We start from the raw sequence: 16,298 nt of genomic DNA, 5'->3' as shown, positions 1-16,298 counted from the left end.
TCGACCTTCTTGCCGCGCATGGTCTGGAACCGCGGGACGAGATCCTTGACGTAGCCGGTCAGCAGATGGCCGTAGTGCGGCAGACCGTTGGCGAACGGCGGGCCGTCGTAGAAGACGAACTCCTCGGCGTCGGACCGCTGCTGCACCGAGGCGACGAAGGTGTCGTCGGCGGCCCAGTAGTCCAGGACGCGGGTCTCGAGATCGGGGAACGAGGGCACGGCCGATCCGGTGCCCACGACATCGACGATCGGGTATACGCGCTCGCGCGCCGAGTTCGGATTCGTGCCGGGTTCGGTGGTCATTCGCATCTCCTCGTGCCGGTTCGGTCGCGGCTGCGACCCGTGGGCACGGGGACGACGATTGCTCGCCGCGGTACCACCCCGCTTGCGCCGGTCGATCCGACGCCTCTCGATGTGCGGCTGTGTCGGGCCGCGGCCGTCCGGGTCTAGTTCGGCACGGCCGCGAGATGCGGTCGGTACCGGTTCTTCCGGATGCTCCCCGGTGATGGCCGGATCGTCGCAGACATCAGTGTAGGCCAGGTGCGCAACGGACTTTCATCACGACTGACCGGGTGGATCTCAGCTACCGCCGTGCCTCGGTGTCCGAGGCCGCTCGGGCTCGGACTCCGGCGACTCGTGCCTGCCGTGCCACGCCGACGAGGCCTGCGACGTCCCCGAGGTCCCGGCGGCGCTCTCGGGCGCGGAGTGTCGGTGCGTCGGCGCGTGGTCGTATGCGGGCGAATCGGCGATGTCGGCGTGCCACGCCGAGTTCGGGTCGTCGAGGGTCACCGTCGGCTCGTCGGTGACGGCTCGGGGGAACTCGGTGGTGATCTCGGTGTCGGAGAGATCGTCGGGGCGTGCCGATCCGGTGGTGGGGCCGTCCGAGTCGTCGGTCGCGCCACCCTGATCCGACGAATCCGTCGCTCCCGGGTGGCGGGAGCGACGGATGGTCAGAGCATGTCCGAGGCCCAGCAGGTCGGCCAGCAGGAAGACGCCACCGATGATGCAGATCACGATGCAGGCCACCGCGAGCCAGAGCGTGCCGGTGATCAGGGCGACCACGAGCAGCCCGAACCCGACGAGCGTGGCTGCGAGGGCCATCACGAGCACGACATGGACCCCTGGACGTCTACGAGGCGGCGACCGGCCGGAGCCGGGTCAGTTCGAGGGCTTGGCGAATCCACCCGAGTTGGTGAAGCCACCGTTGCCGGGATCGGACGAGAACGCGTCCCCACCGGAGCGGGCGTTGTCCACCGGTGCGGCACTGCCGCGCTGCTGCAGCTCTTCGAGCTGCGACTCCAGGTAGGTCTTGAGACGGGTCCGGTATTCACGCTCGAACGTCTTGAGCTGCTCGATACGGCCCTCGAGGACCGACCGCTGCTGGTTGATCGTCCCCATGATCTCGGTGTGCTTGCGCTCGGCGTCGGCCTGGAGGGCGTCGGCCTTCTCCTGGGCACCACGCGTGGTGGCCTCGGCGCGCGTCTGCGAATCGGCGAGGATCGCCTCGGAGCGCTGCCGGGCGTCGGCGAGCATGGCCTCGGACTTGCCGCGGGCGTCGCCGATCATGGCGTCGGCGCGACTCCGGGCGTCGGCGAGCACGCCTTCGGACTCGGTACGCGCGTTCCCGGTGAGGCGGTCGGCGGTGTCCTGGGCCAGGCTCAGCACCTTGGCGGCGCGGACGTGGTGATCGTCGTTCGACGCCGCCGCGGGGGCCGCCGCGGGCGGCGCCTCGGAGTAGGCGGGCGCCGGAGTGCTGAAAGCCTGTGTGGCCGAGGCGTTCTCATCAGACCGCGCGGACGACGCGGGAGCACTGGACTTGGCCGTGGCCAGGTCACCCTCGAGCTCCTCGACGCGCTGCTTCAGGTCGGTGTTCTCTTCGAGAAGACGTGCGAGTTCGGCCTCCACGAAATCGAGGAACTGATCGACCTCGTCCTCGTTGTAGCCACGCTTACCGATCGGCGGTTTGCTGAACGCGACGTTGTGCACATCAGCTGGTGTGAGCCGCATGTCGGTCCCCTTAAATATCGTCATTCTTGTCATGTGTCTAGGCCACGGTGCGAGTCGCTCGAAATCACCTGAACGACGCGATCTGTGTCGCCCACGGGATTCACAGTGTAACTGGCGTCCTATCCTGTCACATTAGAACCGTTCGTCGCACTTCGTCGAGGCATTGAGCGAAATCCGCTCGGTCTTCACGTCGACGACTCACCACTACGCACGAGAGCCGTCGTCACAATATCCGGCCGCCCCCGCTGTGGCGTCATCACGGGTGGCCTGCGGGCTCAGGGCGCGACGAGCGACATGGCGATCAGGACCACGACCATGGTGATCATCAGCGACAGATCCAGGCGGACCGGCCCGAGTGGGATCGGCGGCAACAGACGCCGCAGCGCCTTGATCGGCGGATCCGTGGTGGTGAACACCGCCTCGATGACCACGACCGAGAAGCCGGTCGGGCGCCATTCCCTGGCAAAAGTCCGTACCAGTTCGATCACCAGGCGCCCCAGGAGCAGCAGCCAGTAGATGAACAGGAGGTAGTAGATGACCTCTCGCGCTAACGTCACGCGTCAACTCTGCCTGATTCGGTCACGGTATGAGAAAACCGCTGGTGACGACGCTGGGACCGGTGAACTCAGCTGTGATTGTAGAAGCCGGTCTCGGCGATCTTGCGACGATCCTCGGCCGAGACGTCGATGTCGGCGGGCGAGAGCAGGAACACCTTCGTGGCCACCTTGTCGAATGCACCACGCAGCGCGAACGCGAGCCCGGCGGCGAAGTCGACGAGACGCTTGGCGTCCTCGTTGCTCATCTCGACCAGGTCCATGATCACCGGGCTGCCGTCGCGGAAGCGTTCACCGATGGTGCGCGCCTCGCTGTAGTCCCGAGGACGCAGCGTGGTGATCTTCGCCAACGGGTTGCCCTCCTCGAACACACGGTCCAGCGACTCGTGGCTGTCCATGGCGAGAGCGCCACGGGTGGTGGTCCGACCGGCGCCGCGCGGGACTCCGCCGGCACGGGCCGACATGCCGCCACCGGCGAGGGGCTCGAGCCGACTCGGGCGGCCCAGACGCTCCATGGGCGCGGAGCGCTCGGCCATCACGCGGTCGGCGACCGACGAACGCACCGGACCGGCGTAGGCGTACTCGGGGACACGGTCGAACTCGACCTCGTCGTCGTACCCGTCGGACTCGAACCCACGGTCGGTCCGGTAGGAGGACCGGCCGTAGTACTCGTCGCGATAGTCGCGCTCGTAGCTGTCGCGACGGGGATGACCCGGCTCGTCGAGGTAGTCGTCTTCATAGTCACCGGGCGGGACCATGCCGAAATATGCCTTGAACTTCTGCATAGAGCTCATCGTTGGAGTTCCTCACCCTCGGCGCGCCCTGGGGACGGGTTGTGACTGGTGTTTATGGGAGTGCTGGTGTTGCTGGTTCGTATGTGACTCATGTGATCTAGGGCGACACTATCGGCCGAGAACCCATGATCGCGGTACCGACACGCACGCACGTCGATCCGTGTGCCACGGCTTCTTCGAGGTCACCCGACATGCCTGCGGAGAACTCCGTCGCGTCAGGATGACCGGCGAGGAACGACGCACGGATCTCCGCCGCCCGGGCCATCCACTGCTCGGCTGTGCCCTCCTGGGGAGCGATGACCATCAGCCCGCGCAGTCGCACCGCCGACAGTGTGTCCACGTGCGCGGCCAAGGCCCCGAGGTCGTCGACTCCGACGCCACCGCGGTCCGGCGCACCGTCGAGGTTGATCTGCAGCAGCACATCCAGGGGTGCGGATCGATCATGGCTGTCGAGAGCCTTGGTCGCGGCGTCGTCGAGTGCGTCGGCGAGGCGGATGGTGTCCACCGAGTGCACCCGATCGGCCCACCGTCCGACGGTCTTGGCCTTCTTGGTCTGGATCTGCCCGATCATGTGGAACGACAGGGTCGCGTCGACTGCGTCGCGGACCTCTGCCGCCTTACGACCGGCCTCCGGTTCGCGCGACTCACCGAACGCCCGACACCCGAGATCGACCAGAGCGAGCACGTCCGACGCCGGGAAGAACTTGGTCACGACGAGCAGATCGACGTCGTCGGCCGGCCGGTCGGCCGCGACGCACGCGGCCCGTAGCCGCTCCTGGGCCGACTGCAGGGTCGATGCGAGCTCGCCGACGCGCGTGGCGTCCGGGCGCGTCATGCGCGCCCGGTGGTATCCATCCAGATCACCGAGGCGAGACGTCCCGTGGGGGCGCCGCGGCGATGACTGAACAGGGTGGGATCGGTGATGGTGCACCGCGGATCCTGGGCGACCGCGGGGACACCGGCGGCCAACAGCTGACGCCGGATGCCCGCACGCAGATCGAGGCCGGGCGTTCCGCGGTCGGTGCGGGTGGCACTACCCGGCAGGTGCGCCTCCACGTCGGCCTGCATGTCGGCGGGCACCTCGTACTTCTCCCCGCTGGCGGCCGGTCCGAGGAACCCGCCGATGCGCGCGGGGTCGGCACCGCAGGAGATCATGGCCTCCAGCAGCCGCGGGATGATCCCGATCCGGGCCCCGATGCGGCCGGCGTGCGCGGCACCGATGACACCGGCGGTGTCATCGCTGAGCAGTACCGGGACACAGTCGGCGGTCACGACCACCAGCGCCAGATCGGTGACCGTGGTGACCACCGCGTCGGTGGCGGGAACGGGTTCGTCACGGGGGCCGTCGACGATGACCACGTTGCGGCTGTGGATCTGTTCCATCCACACCATGCGGTCCGGCCCGACGCCGATCTTCTCGGCCAGGCGGATCCGGTTCGCGCGGACTGCGTCCGGGTCGTCACCGACGTGGTCGCCGAGGTTGAACTCGTCATACGGGGACAGAGAGGCACCACCCTTACGCGTGGTGGTGACGCGACGGACCCGCATGGCGGCACCGTCACCGGGTCGAACCGACACCTCAGCGCTTCATGAACGGCGGGACGTCGACATCGTCGTCGTCCAGCGTGACCGCGTTGCGACGCGGTGCGGGTGCGTCGGCGAAGGGATCGCCGGGCGCGGTCCCCCGCTCGCCGAACACCGAGGAGCCCGAGTTGACCGTGCCTGCCGAGGCCGACTCGACCGCGCTGTTCCCCGACGCGACGGTGGGTCGCGGCTTCTGCGATCCGGCGTCGAATCCCGCCGCGATCACCGTCACCCGTACCTCGTCGCCGAGGTTGTCGTCGATCACGGTGCCGAAGATGATGTTGGCGTCCTCGTGCGCGGCCTCCTGGACCAGCGTCGCGGCGTTGTGGATCTCGAACAGACCGAGGTCGCTGCCACCGGCGATCGACATCAGCACACCCCGGGCGCCGTCCATCGACGCCTCGAGCAGCGGCGAGTTGATGGCCGCCTCGGCGGCCTTCTTCGCGCGGTCGTCACCACGGGCGGAACCGATACCCATCAGCGCGCTGCCCGCGTCCTTCATGACGCCCTTGACGTCGGCGAAGTCCACGTTGATCAGCCCGGGGGTGGTGATGAGGTCGGTGATGCCCTGCACGCCGTTGAGGAGCACCTCGTCGGCGCTGCGGAACGCGTCCATGAGCGAGACCGCGGCGTCGCCGAGCTGCAGCAGACGGTCGTTGGGGATGACGATGAGGGTGTCGCACGACTCGCGCAGCGACGCGATGCCCGCGTCCGCCTGACCGCCGCGACGCTTGCCCTCGAAGGAGAACGGACGGGTCACGACACCGACGGTGAGCGCGCCCATCTTGCGGGCGATGCTGGCCACGACGGGGGCGCCGCCGGTACCCGTACCGCCGCCCTCCCCCGCGGTCACGAACACCATGTCGGCGCCCTTGAGGAGTTCCTCGATCTCGTCCTTGGCGTCGTCGGCGGCCCGACGACCCACCTCGGGGTCGGCGCCGGCGCCCAGTCCGCGGGTCGAGTCGCGACCGACGTCGAGCTTGACGTCGGCGTCACTCATCAGCAGCGCCTGCGCATCGGTGTTGATGGCGATGAACTCGACACCCTTGAGTCCCTGCTCGATCATGCGGTTGACGGCGTTCACGCCACCGCCGCCGATTCCGACGACCTTGATGACGGCCAGGTAGTTGTGCGGTGGCGTCATGTGAGACTCGCCTTCTTGTCGATCGGATGCCTCGGGGCTCGGATGGGACCTGCACAGCCGCCGGACAAAACCCTCAACCTAAACCATAGGCTTAGAGTTATGTCAAGTAGATGACTGTTGGGGGAAACGCTAGGCAGGAAACCCGCCGACGTCGCGCAGGCTGGCGGCGTGTCGCGCAGATCGGTCCCGGTCGGCCCGCCCGCAGGGGGTTGTGGCCCGCAGATCAGCGGAAGGTCGGGTATTCGGGCGCGGAGACGTTGACCTCGTCGTCGGCGCGCGGCAGTACGAATCGCAGGGTGCGCGCCTTGTCCGCTCCCCTGTCGGCGTCCCCCCACACGACGGTCTTGCGGTCGCGCAGCGTGAGCCGGACGTCGGACGGCGAGGACGCGGCGACCGAGACGACCTGTCGGGACAGGAAATCCGGGAGCCCGGCGACGACCTCGAGAGCCGCCCGGCGGGCGGCGTCGGAGACGTCGGTACCCGAGGTCAGTCGCGGCAGCGCGGGGGCCTTGGGCTGCTGGGCGAAGTCGACCCCGTCGACGTCGTAGAGATGCGCGGTCCCCGATCGGTCCTCGAACGCCACGGCGGTGCGTTCGACGACGGTGATGTCGATGCTCGACGGGTAACCGCGGGCGACCCGGACGGTCTTGATCCGCGGGATCGCGGCGATGCGCTGGGCGGCGGGTCGGGTGTCGACCTGCAGCAGCGGTGTTCCCGTCGCGATCCGGGCGGCCGCGACGATGTCGTCACGGCTGACCACCGACGTGCCCGACACCTCCACCGACCGCACCGACATCAGCGGGGTGAAGTACGCGACCAACCCGGCTGCGATCAGCAGGATCACGGTGGCGATGATGCCGATGAGCATCCGGGTCCCCCGCACGGGACGTCGCCCGGCGCGGCGCGACCGCCCGGCCGACGCCGGACTGTCCTCGCCCTCATCGAGATCACGGTCGTCCAGATCGTCGTCCGGGTACCGGTCGTCGAATGCGGCGTCGGGGTCAGCGCGCCGGTCACGGTCGTCGCGACCACGATCGGTCCGTCCGCGCATCCGAGGCATCGTCTGATTGTCGGGCATGGTCAGTCTCCTCGTCGGGCCAGCGCGTCGACGATCTCCGGCCCCTGCATCGTGATGTCACCCGCGCCGAGGGTGAGGACGACATCGCCCGACCGGGCCAGTCCCGCCACGGTCTCGGCCACCCGGGAGAAGTCGGGGACGAAGACGACCGGAACGCTCACCTGTTGGGCGATGGTCCGTCCGCTGATCCCGTCCAGGGGCTCTTCGCGCGCGCCGTAGACGTCGAGGACGACCACCTCGTCGGCGAGGTCGAGAGCGCGGGCGAACTCGGTGGCGAAGGCGGCGGTGCGTGAATACAGATGGGGTTGGAACACCGCGATCACCCGTCCCCCGGTCGTGTCGGCCACCAGTTCACGGGCCGCGGTCAGCACGACGGTCACCTCGGTCGGGTGGTGTGCGTAGTCGTCGTAGACGGCGATGTCGCGGACGCGGCCGCGCAGTTCGAACCTGCGGTGCACCCCGGTGAACGTCTCGACGCCGTGGACGACATCGTCGACCGGCCCGCCTGCGGCGACGCCGGCCGCAACGGCCCCGAGGGCGTTGAGGGCCATGTGCACCCCCGGGATCGCCAGGGTCACATCGCGTTCGACGACCGAACCGTCGTCGGTGTCCGGCCCCAGCGGAGGACGCAGGGCGATCCGGGCCCTGCCACCGACACCGTGGACCTGCCAGTCGAGCAGCACGGCGCAGTTCTCGACCATCGGGACGCGGTCGGCGAGGCGGCCGAACCCGTAGCCGAGGACCGCGACCCCGCGTTCGATCAGCCGCGGCGCCGAGCGCTCGGCCAGCGCCACCGCACCCTCGTCGTCGAGGCAGATGACCAGAGTGCCACCGGTGTCGAGGCGGTCGAGGAAGTCGTCGAACACCGCGACGTAGGCCTCGACGGTGCCGAAGTGGTCGAGGTGGTCGGACTCGACGTTGGTCACCACGACGACATCGGGCCGGTATTGCAGCAGTGAGCCGTCGCTCTCGTCGGCCTCGGCGACGAAGATGTCGCCGCTGCCGTGGTGCGCGTTGGTGCCGGACTCGTTGAGCTCACCGCCGACGGCGAAGGACGGGTCGAGCCCGCAGTGCTGCAGGGCCACCACGACCATCGACGTCGTGGAGGTCTTGCCGTGGGTGCCTGCGATCAGGACGGTGCGGTAGTCATCCATCAGGGTGGCGAGGACCGCGGGCCGCAGGATCACCGGGATCCCGCGTCGGTTCGCCTCCACCAGTTCAGGATTGGTCTTCGGGATCGCGGCGTGGGTCGTGACGACGACCGTCGGCCCGCCGGGCAGCAGGTCCAGCGCACCCGGCGAGTGCCCGATCTGGACCCGGGCTCCGCGGGTCCGCAGCGCGAGCACGCCGCGGCTCTCCTTGGCGTCGGACCCCGAGACCTGCGCACCCCGGCTGAGCAGGATGCGGGCCAGACCCGACATGCCGGCCCCGCCGATGCCCACCATGTGCACCCGGGTGAGTGCCTGGGGCAGCGGTGGGACCGACGGCGCGGTCGGGTCGTCGTGTGTCTCGGACACGAGCGTCACCGCTCGTCTCGGAATGCGCGCGCCAACTCCAGGCCCGCGGCGGCGACGGCCGCGGCGGCGTCGGCGTGTCCCACCTGTCGTGCGCCGCGGGACATCTCGGCGAGACGGGCGCTGTCGGCGAGGAGTTCGGGCACCGTCGAGGCGACCCACTCGGAGGTGAGGTCGGCGTCGTCGAGGAGGATCCCGCCACCTGCGGCGACCACGGGGAGGGCGTTGAGGCGCTGTTCGCCGTTGCCGTGGGGCAGCGGGACATACACCGCGGGCAGACCGGTCGCGGAGATCTCCGCGACGGTCATCGCACCGGACCGGCACACGACGAGATCGGCTGCGGCGTAGGCGAGATCCATGCGCTTGAGGTATCCCACCGAGACGTACGGCGGCGCTCCCGGCGGCGACACCGGGGCGATGGCGTTCTTGGGTCCGTGCGCGTGGAGCACCCCGACCCCGGCGGCACCGAGGTCGCCGGCCGCGTTGGCGACGGCCTCGTTGATCGTCCGTGCGCCCTGCGACCCGCCGAACACCAACAGCGTCGGGGCGTCCGGGTCGAGTCCGAAGTAGTGCCGCGCCTGCGCGCGTGTGGCGGCGCGGTCGAGTCCGGTCAGCGAACCGCGGACCGGGATCCCGACCACCTCGGCGTCGAGCCCGGAGCCGTCGACCGCGGCCAGGACACGTTGGGCGAACCGCGCGCCGACCTTGTTGGCGATGCCGGCGCTGGCGTTGGCCTCGTGGATGACCACCGGGACCCGCGACCCGCCTTTCATCCGACCGCGCGCGGCGAGATAGGCGGGCAACGCGACGTACCCGCCGAAGCCGATGACGACGTCGGCACGGACGGCGGCGAGGATCCCGCGCGTCGCACGCACCGAGCGCCGCAGCCGCAGCGGTACCGAGAACAGATCTCGGTTGACCTTGCGGGGCAACGGAACCGGCGGGATGAGTTCGAGGGTGTACCCGCGCTCGGGTACCAGGGTGCGTTCGAGACCGCGCTCGGTGCCCAGTGCCGTGATGCGCGCGGTCGGGTCGAGGACGCGCACGGCGTCGGCGACCGCGAGCGCCGGCTCGATGTGGCCTGCGGTGCCCCCACCGGCGACGACCACCGACACCGGGTCGTCCGCGCTGCGTCGGCGGGTCATCGGCGCGACCTCGACGGCGCACCACGACGTGGCTCGACGCGGTGCGTCTCACGGCGCGCGTCGGACCGCCAGTCGCGGCGAGGGTCGTACTCGGCGGTGGCGAAATCCGGTGGTGTGGTGCGGTATCGGGCACGCGGATGCGATGGGCCGGTGCGCTCTCGGACCCGCCCCGATCGCTGCTGCGGTTGCCGCGGCGGCTCGGGGTGGCCACCGAACCCGAAGTACGAGGCAGGGTTGCCCCGCGGTGCCCGCGAGGTGTCGGCGGCCGGGCGCTTGCGCGGCGCGGCGCGGCCGTCCCCGACGTCGCGCCGGGCACGCCAGGCCTGGACCCGGGTGGGGGCGTAGGTCTCCGGCTGGGGCAGACGCAGGAAGCGACCGATCCGGCCGTCGTCACCGGCGGCCAACGCGGCGACCGCCTCGGGTTCGTGTCGGGCCGCGTTCGCCAGCAGTCCCAACATCACCAGGACGGTGAACGTCGATGTGCCACCGGCCGACAGCAGCGGCAGCTGGATACCTGTGACCGGCAGCAACCCGATCACGTATCCGATGTTGATGAGCGCCTGCGCGCTGATCAGGATGGTGATGGTCGCGGTCATCAGGCGCAGGAACGGGTCGACGGCGCGCAGCGCGATGCGCAGGCCGACGAAGGCCAGCAGGACGAACAGGGCGACGACCAACAGGCCGCCGATCAGTCCGAGTTCCTCTCCGATGATCGCGAAGATGAAGTCGTTGTGCGCATTGGGCAGGTAGTTCCACTTGGCCCGGCTCTGTCCGAGGCCGACGCCCCATGTGCCGCCGTTGGCGAGCGCGAACTGCGCCTGTCGCGCTTGATATCCCGCGCCCTGGGGGTCGTCGATGTTGCCCAGGAAGCTCTGCACCCGCTCGGAGCGGTATCCCTCGACCATCGCGAGCAGCACCGCCAGGCTGATACCGGAGATCACGAAGACCGCGAACACCTTGAGACTCAGACCGGCGAACCAGAGCAGGGTGCCGACGATGATGGCGATCGTGATCGTCGTGCTCAGGTTCGGCTCGAGCATGATCAGTGCGCACACCAGGATCGCGACCGGGATGAGCGGTACCAACAGCTCGCGCAGCGAGGCACGGTCACGGATGCGGGACGACAGCAGGTGCGCTCCCCACACGCACAGGGCGAGCTTCACGAGTTCGGACGGCTGCACCGACAACCCGGCGACGACGAACCAGCGACGGGCACCACCGCTGAGCGTGCCGACGCCCGGGATGAGCACCGCGACCAGCATCAGCGTGGTGATGATGATCGCCGGTGCGGCCAGTTTGCGCATGTAGCGCACCGGCATCCGCAGAGCGACGTAGAACAGGATCGTGCCGAGCACGGCGAAGACCACCTGGGTGGTGAACAGCCCGTACGCCGAGCCGTTCTTGGAGTAGCCCTCCACCGAGGACGCGGAGAGCACCATGATCAGACCGAAGACGGTGAGCAGCACCGTGAGCGTGATGATCAGGTGGAACGAGGCAAGGGGGCGGCGGAGCACGGCGTCGATGACCCCGCGTGGTCCGTCCCACCAGGATCCGGCGCGACGAGGGGCCTGCTTGTCGGCCCCGGCGGTGGCCTCGGGAGCATCCGCGGTCAGGCTCACGACTCGGTCGTCCCGTTGTCGCGACTCGTGGTCGCACCGACGGCCAGCGCGCCGTGGGCGAACGCGTCACCGCGCACTCCGTATCCGCTGAACATGTCGAGCGATGCGGCGGCGGGGGCGAGCAGTATCGCGTCGGGTCGGTCGGCGTCGGCGGCGCCCAGATGCCACGCGATCGCCACGGCAGCGTTCATCACGTTGCCTGCGGTGTCGAGTGTGGGATCGGCCGCGCCCACAGTGAGCGTGCGCAGCGCATCGTTGCTGGTGGACGGACTGTGCGCACTGTCGGCGGCGGCATCGGGCAGAACCGGCGTGGCTATCACCCGGCCATCGTCTCCTGTGAACAGTGTGACTGTTGGGATTGAAGGGGCGTGTCGCGCAATCGCCGCGGCCAACAGATCCCGGTCGGTTCCGAGCAGTACGACCGCGGCGAGCCGATCGGCGGTCTCGACGACGAGGTCGTCGACCGCCGCCCCCTTGAGCAGTCCGCCGGCGATGAGTACCACCCGGCGGTGCGCTCGGATCGACGCGGCGGCGGCGTGCGGGTTGGTCGCCTTGGAGTCGTCGACGAAATCGATGCCGTCGAGCGAGGCCACCACCTCGCCGCGGTGGCGGCCGGGACGGAATCCCGCGAGCCCGCGGGCGACGTCGGCGGCGCCGATGCCCACCGCGCGACACAGTGCCGCCGCGGCGAGGGCGTCGGTCAGCCCGGACGGTCCCACGGGGCGGATGGACGCGGTCGTGCCCACCGCGACACCGGCGCCGTCGGCGCCGGGTGCGAACGCACGATCGACGAGTTCGTCGCCGACCACACCCACCTCGCCGACGGCCGGTTCTCCGAGTCGCACGGCGACCGTGCGCGCGCCGGGGGTCGACGCCGACAACCCGCCGGCGATCGGGTCGTCGGCACCGATGACGGCGATCGGCCCGCGCAGCGCACCGGCCTTCGCCGCGACGTAGGCGTCCATCGAACCGTGCCAGTCCAGATGATCCTCGGCGATGTTGAGGACGACACCGGCGTCCGGGATCACCGACGGCGCCCAGTGGAGCTGGAACGACGACAGTTCGACGGCGAGCACGTCGACCCGCGGGTCGAGGGTGAGCGCGTCGAGCACGGGCAGGCCGATGTTGCCGCACGCCACCACCGAACGCGGCGAGACGGAGACGATGGCCTCGACCATCGACGTCGTGGTGGTCTTGCCGTTGGTGCCGGTGATCACCAACCAGGTGCGTGGGGCTCCGAGCAGGCCGCTGTGGTCGACACGCCAGGCGAGTTCGACCTCGCCCCACACGGGCAGGCCCGCCGACCGCGCGGCGACGACGACGGCGGAATCGGGGCGAAAGCCGGGTGAGACGACGACGAGGTCGAAACGCAGCACCGACTCCCGGGTGACGGTGTCGGTGGAGATGACATCCACACCTGCCTCCGCCAGAACGGGACGGTCGTGGGTGCGACCGTCGCAGACGGTGACGTGCGCCTGGTGCACGGCGAGGAACAGGGCCGCCGAGACGCCCGCGGTACCGGCCCCGGCGACCAGGACGCGCAAGCCGGGCAGAGATGGGAGCTGGTCGGACGCCGGGTCGGCGGCCACGTCAGCCACCGTTGGAGGCCAGGAACTCGCTGTAGAACAGGGACAGACCCAGCGCGCAGGCGATGGCGGTCAGCAACCAGAACCTGATGATGACCGTGGTCTCGGCCCAGCCCCCGAGTTCGAAGTGGTGGTGGAACGGCGCCATCCGGAACACACGGCGTCCGGTGGTCCGGAAGAACGCGATCTGCAGGACCACCGAGACGATCTCGGCGACGAACAGCGCGCCGACGACCACCATGAGCAGTTCGGTGCGAGTGGTGATGGACAGACCGGCGAGCATGCCGCCGAGTGCCAGCGACCCGGTGTCGCCCATGAAGATCTTCGCGGGCGCGGCGTTCCACCACAGGAAGCCGAGGCAGGCACCGCCGCCGGCCACCGCGATGAGGGCGAGGTCGAGCGGGTCGCGGACGTGGTAGCAGCCGGGGCTCACGTCGCCGCCGACCTTGGGTCCGCCCGCGCACGCGTTGCGGTACTGCCAGAACGTGACCAGCACGTAGGACCCCAGGACCATGGCCATCGAGCCGGCGGCGAGTCCGTCGAGTCCATCGGTGAAGTTGACCGCGTTGGACCAGGCCGCGACGACGAGCCAGCAGAAGATGACGAACGCCACCGACCCCAGCGTCACCGCGGGGATGTCGCGGACGTAGGACAGGTTGGCGCTCGCCGGGGCGTCGCCGTTGCCGTTGCGGAAGTTCAGGGCGAGGACTCCGAAGAGCAGCGCCGCGATGAGCTGACCGACCGACTTGGCGGTCTTGTTCAGCCCCAGGTTGCGGCCCTTGCGGATCTTGATGAAGTCGTCGAGGAAGCCGACACCGCCGAGGACCGTCGCCAGCGACAGGACCAGCACACCGGAGGCGCTGGGTCCCTGGCCGCCGTTGAAGGCACCCACGATGTGCGAGGCCCAGTAGCCGGCCCACAGCGCGACGATGATGGCCACGCCACCCATCGACGGTGTGCCGCGCTTGGTCTGATGGCTCTGCGGCCCCTCGACCCGGATCTCCTGGCCGAAGCCCTGCCGGGAGAAGAACTTGATCAGGACCGGCGTGAGCAGGATCGACACCGCCAACGCGACGGCGCCCGCTATCAAGATCTGCGTCACCTGCTCAGTCCCATCCGTCGCCTCGCCTCACGCGTGCCCCTCGCCGCCGATCGGTGTTCTCACCGTTCGGGCGCCGCCGTCAGGGTCGCAGTCCATCGGTCGCTATCCAACAGTGCGTTCGTCACCGCCGACAAATCGCCTGCCCGACCGGCCGCGATGAGCACGACGTCACCGTCGCCGATCTGGGCGTCGAGGATCTCGAGAGCCTCGGCGGCATCGGCGACGAGCAGGGCCTCCTCGCCCCACGACCCCTCCATCACCGCTCCCTGGTGCAGAGCCCGAACCGAACGCGACTCCCCCACGCTGATGACGGTGTCGACCGCGAGGCGGACGGCGAGCCGACCGACCCGGTCGTGGGCCAGTGCCCGGTCGTTCTCGTCGGTCATCTCGGGCGCGTCGAGCTCGGCGAGCACCGCCCAGCTGCGTCCGACACCCCGATCGCGGGTCATCCCGACGAGATCGCGGATCAGTCCGCGGACGGTGTCGTGGTCGATGTCGGTCCCGTCCCGGCCACCGGTGTCGAGGATCCAGATCCCGGTGTCGCTCATCCTGCCCCGTTCCCGCGTGTCGCCAGTGCCTCGGCGAGTACTGCACGATCGTCGAACGGCGTCTTCACCCCGTGGATCTCCTGACCGGTCTCGTGTCCCTTGCCGGCCACCAGGACGACGTCGCCGGTGCGTGCCCAGGCGACGGCGTGGGCGATGGCCGCAGCACGGTCGCCGATCTCGACGATCGGTTCCGATCCGGCCGGTCGGTCGGCCTCGGCGACCTCGGTCGCGCCCGCGACCACCGCGGCCCGGATCGCCGCCGGGTCCTCGTCTCGGGGGTTGTCGTCGGTGATGACGACCAACTCGGCGCCGCGCGCGGCGGCCGCGCCCATGACCGGCCGCTTGCCGGTGTCGCGATTGCCACCGGCGCCGACGACCACCGCGACGCGGCCGGCGGTCTGGGCCCGCAGGGTGGAGATGACGGCGTCGAGTGCGGCCGGCTTGTGGGCGTAGTCGACGACCGCGAGGAAATCCTGACCGGCGTCGACGAGTTCGACACGGCCGGGCACACGGACGTCGCCGATCCCCGCGATCGCATCGGCGACGGACACGCCCGCCGTGTGGGCGACGGCGACGGCGATCAGCGCGTTCGCGACGTTGTAGCGACCGGGCAGTGGGACAGCCATGGTGTGGGTCTCACCCACCGGATCCCGGACGGCGACGATCTGCGAACCGTCATCGCGGGACTCCGACGGGCCGGCGAACCACTGCGCGGCGCTCGTGCGGGTGGAGACGGTGACGACGCCCTGGCCCACGATCTCGGCCATCCGCTGACCCCATTCGTCATCGACGCAGACGACCGACCGGTTGGCGTGTTCGGACGACGTGGAGCGGAACAGCAGCGACTTCGCGTCGAAGTAGTCGGCCATCGTCGGGTGGAAGTCGAGATGGTCCTGCGAGAGATTGGTGAACGCGCCGATGGCGAAGTGGCTCCCGCGAACCCGGCCCAGCGCCAGGGCGTGACTCGACACCTCCATCACCACGGTGTCGACACCCTTCTCGAGCATCGCGGCGAAGAGGCCCTGCAGCGCTGGCGCCTCCGGTGTGGTGAGCGAACTCTTCTGCCGCACACCGGCGATCCGCGTCTCGACGGTGCCGATCAGCCCGACCGTGTGGCCGGCGGCCATCAACGCCGCCTCGGTGAGGTAGGCCGATGTCGTCTTGCCGGAGGTGCCGGTGATGCCGATCAGACGCAGGCGCAGTGAGGGATTGGAGTAGACCCGGGCACTGACCGCTCCCAGGACACTGCGCGGGTCGGGGTGCACCAGCACTGCGAGATCCGCACCGGCGGGGACGGCGGAGGACACGATCGCGGCACCGGCAGGGTCGGTGAGGACCGCGACCGCCCCGGCGCCGATCGCGTCGGCGGCGAAGTGTGCGCCGTGTGCGCGCGCGCCGGGCAGGGCTGCGAACAGATCCCCGGGCAGGGCGTCCTGTGCGCGCAGGGTCACGCCGGTGACCCCGAGCTCCCCGGTGGCGGCGCCGATGAGATCGAGTCGGGCGTGACACGACGTCGCGAGGATCTGTACCGGGTGGGGTTCGACGTGCACCGGTCGGGTCGGGTCGGTGTGGCGTGCGGCGGCGGCCATGCTTCCCACACACCTCCTGATCGACTGAGAATCAT

The 16,298-nt window shown here is 69.8% G+C and carries 16 protein-coding genes; all 16 read right to left on the bottom strand.

Annotated elements, in window-relative coordinates:
* The coding region (locus JHC79_RS08600) for a class I tRNA ligase family protein (RefSeq protein ID WP_296389742.1) at positions 1-302 on the bottom strand (302 nt) is incomplete at its 3' end.
* 276 nt (positions 303-578) lie between these two features.
* Entirely contained in the window at positions 579-1,100 is a 522-nt protein-coding gene (locus JHC79_RS08595) for a hypothetical protein (RefSeq protein WP_296389741.1), read from the bottom strand.
* Between the two features lie 57 nt (positions 1,101-1,157).
* The gene (locus tag JHC79_RS08590; protein ID WP_296389740.1) at positions 1,158-2,006 is read right to left on the bottom strand and encodes a DivIVA domain-containing protein; all 849 of its coding nucleotides are present in this window, start codon (positions 2,004-2,006) and stop codon (positions 1,158-1,160) included.
* A 275-nt stretch (positions 2,007-2,281) separates the two neighbouring features.
* Positions 2,282-2,563 (bottom strand): YggT family protein, encoded by a 282-nt coding sequence (locus JHC79_RS08585; RefSeq protein WP_296389739.1) that lies wholly within the window; start codon positions 2,561-2,563, stop codon positions 2,282-2,284.
* Positions 2,564-2,631: 68 nt separating this feature from the next.
* Entirely contained in the window at positions 2,632-3,354 is a 723-nt protein-coding gene (gene sepF, locus JHC79_RS08580; protein WP_296389738.1) for a cell division protein SepF, read from the bottom strand.
* A gap of 97 nt (positions 3,355-3,451) precedes the next feature.
* Positions 3,452-4,189: a YggS family pyridoxal phosphate-dependent enzyme gene (locus JHC79_RS08575; RefSeq protein ID WP_296389737.1), complete on the bottom strand. Its 738-nt coding sequence runs from the start codon at positions 4,187-4,189 to the stop codon at positions 3,452-3,454.
* Complete coding sequence (gene pgeF / locus JHC79_RS08570; protein WP_296389736.1) at positions 4,186-4,902, bottom strand: peptidoglycan editing factor PgeF; 717 nt, start codon at positions 4,900-4,902, stop codon at positions 4,186-4,188. Before pgeF ends, JHC79_RS08575 begins: the two co-directional genes overlap by 4 nt.
* 31 nt (positions 4,903-4,933) lie before the next feature.
* Positions 4,934-6,082, bottom strand: a complete 1,149-nt coding sequence (gene ftsZ, locus JHC79_RS08565; RefSeq protein ID WP_296389735.1) for a cell division protein FtsZ — start codon at positions 6,080-6,082, stop codon at positions 4,934-4,936.
* Positions 6,083-6,305: 223 nt separating this feature from the next.
* Positions 6,306-7,160, bottom strand: a complete 855-nt coding sequence (locus tag JHC79_RS08560; RefSeq protein WP_296389734.1) for an FtsQ-type POTRA domain-containing protein — start codon at positions 7,158-7,160, stop codon at positions 6,306-6,308.
* A 2-nt stretch (positions 7,161-7,162) separates the two neighbouring features.
* On the bottom strand, positions 7,163-8,605 hold the full coding sequence (murC, locus tag JHC79_RS08555) for a UDP-N-acetylmuramate--L-alanine ligase (protein ID WP_296389745.1): 1,443 nt from the start codon (positions 8,603-8,605) through the stop codon (positions 7,163-7,165).
* A 77-nt stretch (positions 8,606-8,682) separates the two neighbouring features.
* Positions 8,683-9,819 (bottom strand): undecaprenyldiphospho-muramoylpentapeptide beta-N-acetylglucosaminyltransferase, encoded by a 1,137-nt coding sequence (gene murG, locus JHC79_RS08550; protein WP_296389733.1) that lies wholly within the window; start codon positions 9,817-9,819, stop codon positions 8,683-8,685.
* Positions 9,816-11,438, bottom strand: a complete 1,623-nt coding sequence (ftsW, locus tag JHC79_RS08545; protein WP_296389732.1) for a putative lipid II flippase FtsW — start codon at positions 11,436-11,438, stop codon at positions 9,816-9,818. The genes murG and ftsW overlap by 4 nt, the downstream gene beginning before the upstream one ends.
* Positions 11,435-13,027, bottom strand: a complete 1,593-nt coding sequence (gene murD, locus JHC79_RS08540; protein WP_296389731.1) for a UDP-N-acetylmuramoyl-L-alanine--D-glutamate ligase — start codon at positions 13,025-13,027, stop codon at positions 11,435-11,437. Before murD ends, ftsW begins: the two co-directional genes overlap by 4 nt.
* Before the next feature lies 1 nt (position 13,028).
* A complete protein-coding gene (gene mraY, locus JHC79_RS08535) occupies positions 13,029-14,126 on the bottom strand; it encodes a phospho-N-acetylmuramoyl-pentapeptide-transferase (protein WP_296389730.1) in 1,098 nt (365 codons plus the stop codon).
* 59 nt (positions 14,127-14,185) lie between these two features.
* Complete coding sequence (locus JHC79_RS08530; RefSeq protein WP_296389729.1) at positions 14,186-14,674, bottom strand: UDP-N-acetylmuramoyl-tripeptide--D-alanyl-D-alanine ligase; 489 nt, start codon at positions 14,672-14,674, stop codon at positions 14,186-14,188.
* On the bottom strand, positions 14,671-16,263 hold the full coding sequence (locus tag JHC79_RS08525) for a UDP-N-acetylmuramoyl-L-alanyl-D-glutamate--2,6-diaminopimelate ligase (RefSeq protein WP_296389728.1): 1,593 nt from the start codon (positions 16,261-16,263) through the stop codon (positions 14,671-14,673). Before JHC79_RS08525 ends, JHC79_RS08530 begins: the two co-directional genes overlap by 4 nt.
* Between the last annotated feature and the right edge of the window lie 35 nt (positions 16,264-16,298).

It is taken from the genome of Williamsia sp. (assembly GCF_016462415.1).
In the GTDB taxonomy this organism is placed as follows: domain Bacteria; phylum Actinomycetota; class Actinomycetes; order Mycobacteriales; family Mycobacteriaceae; genus Williamsia_A.
Note: the sequence above shows the minus strand (reverse complement) of the source record. Positions and strands in the feature narration are given on the sequence as shown.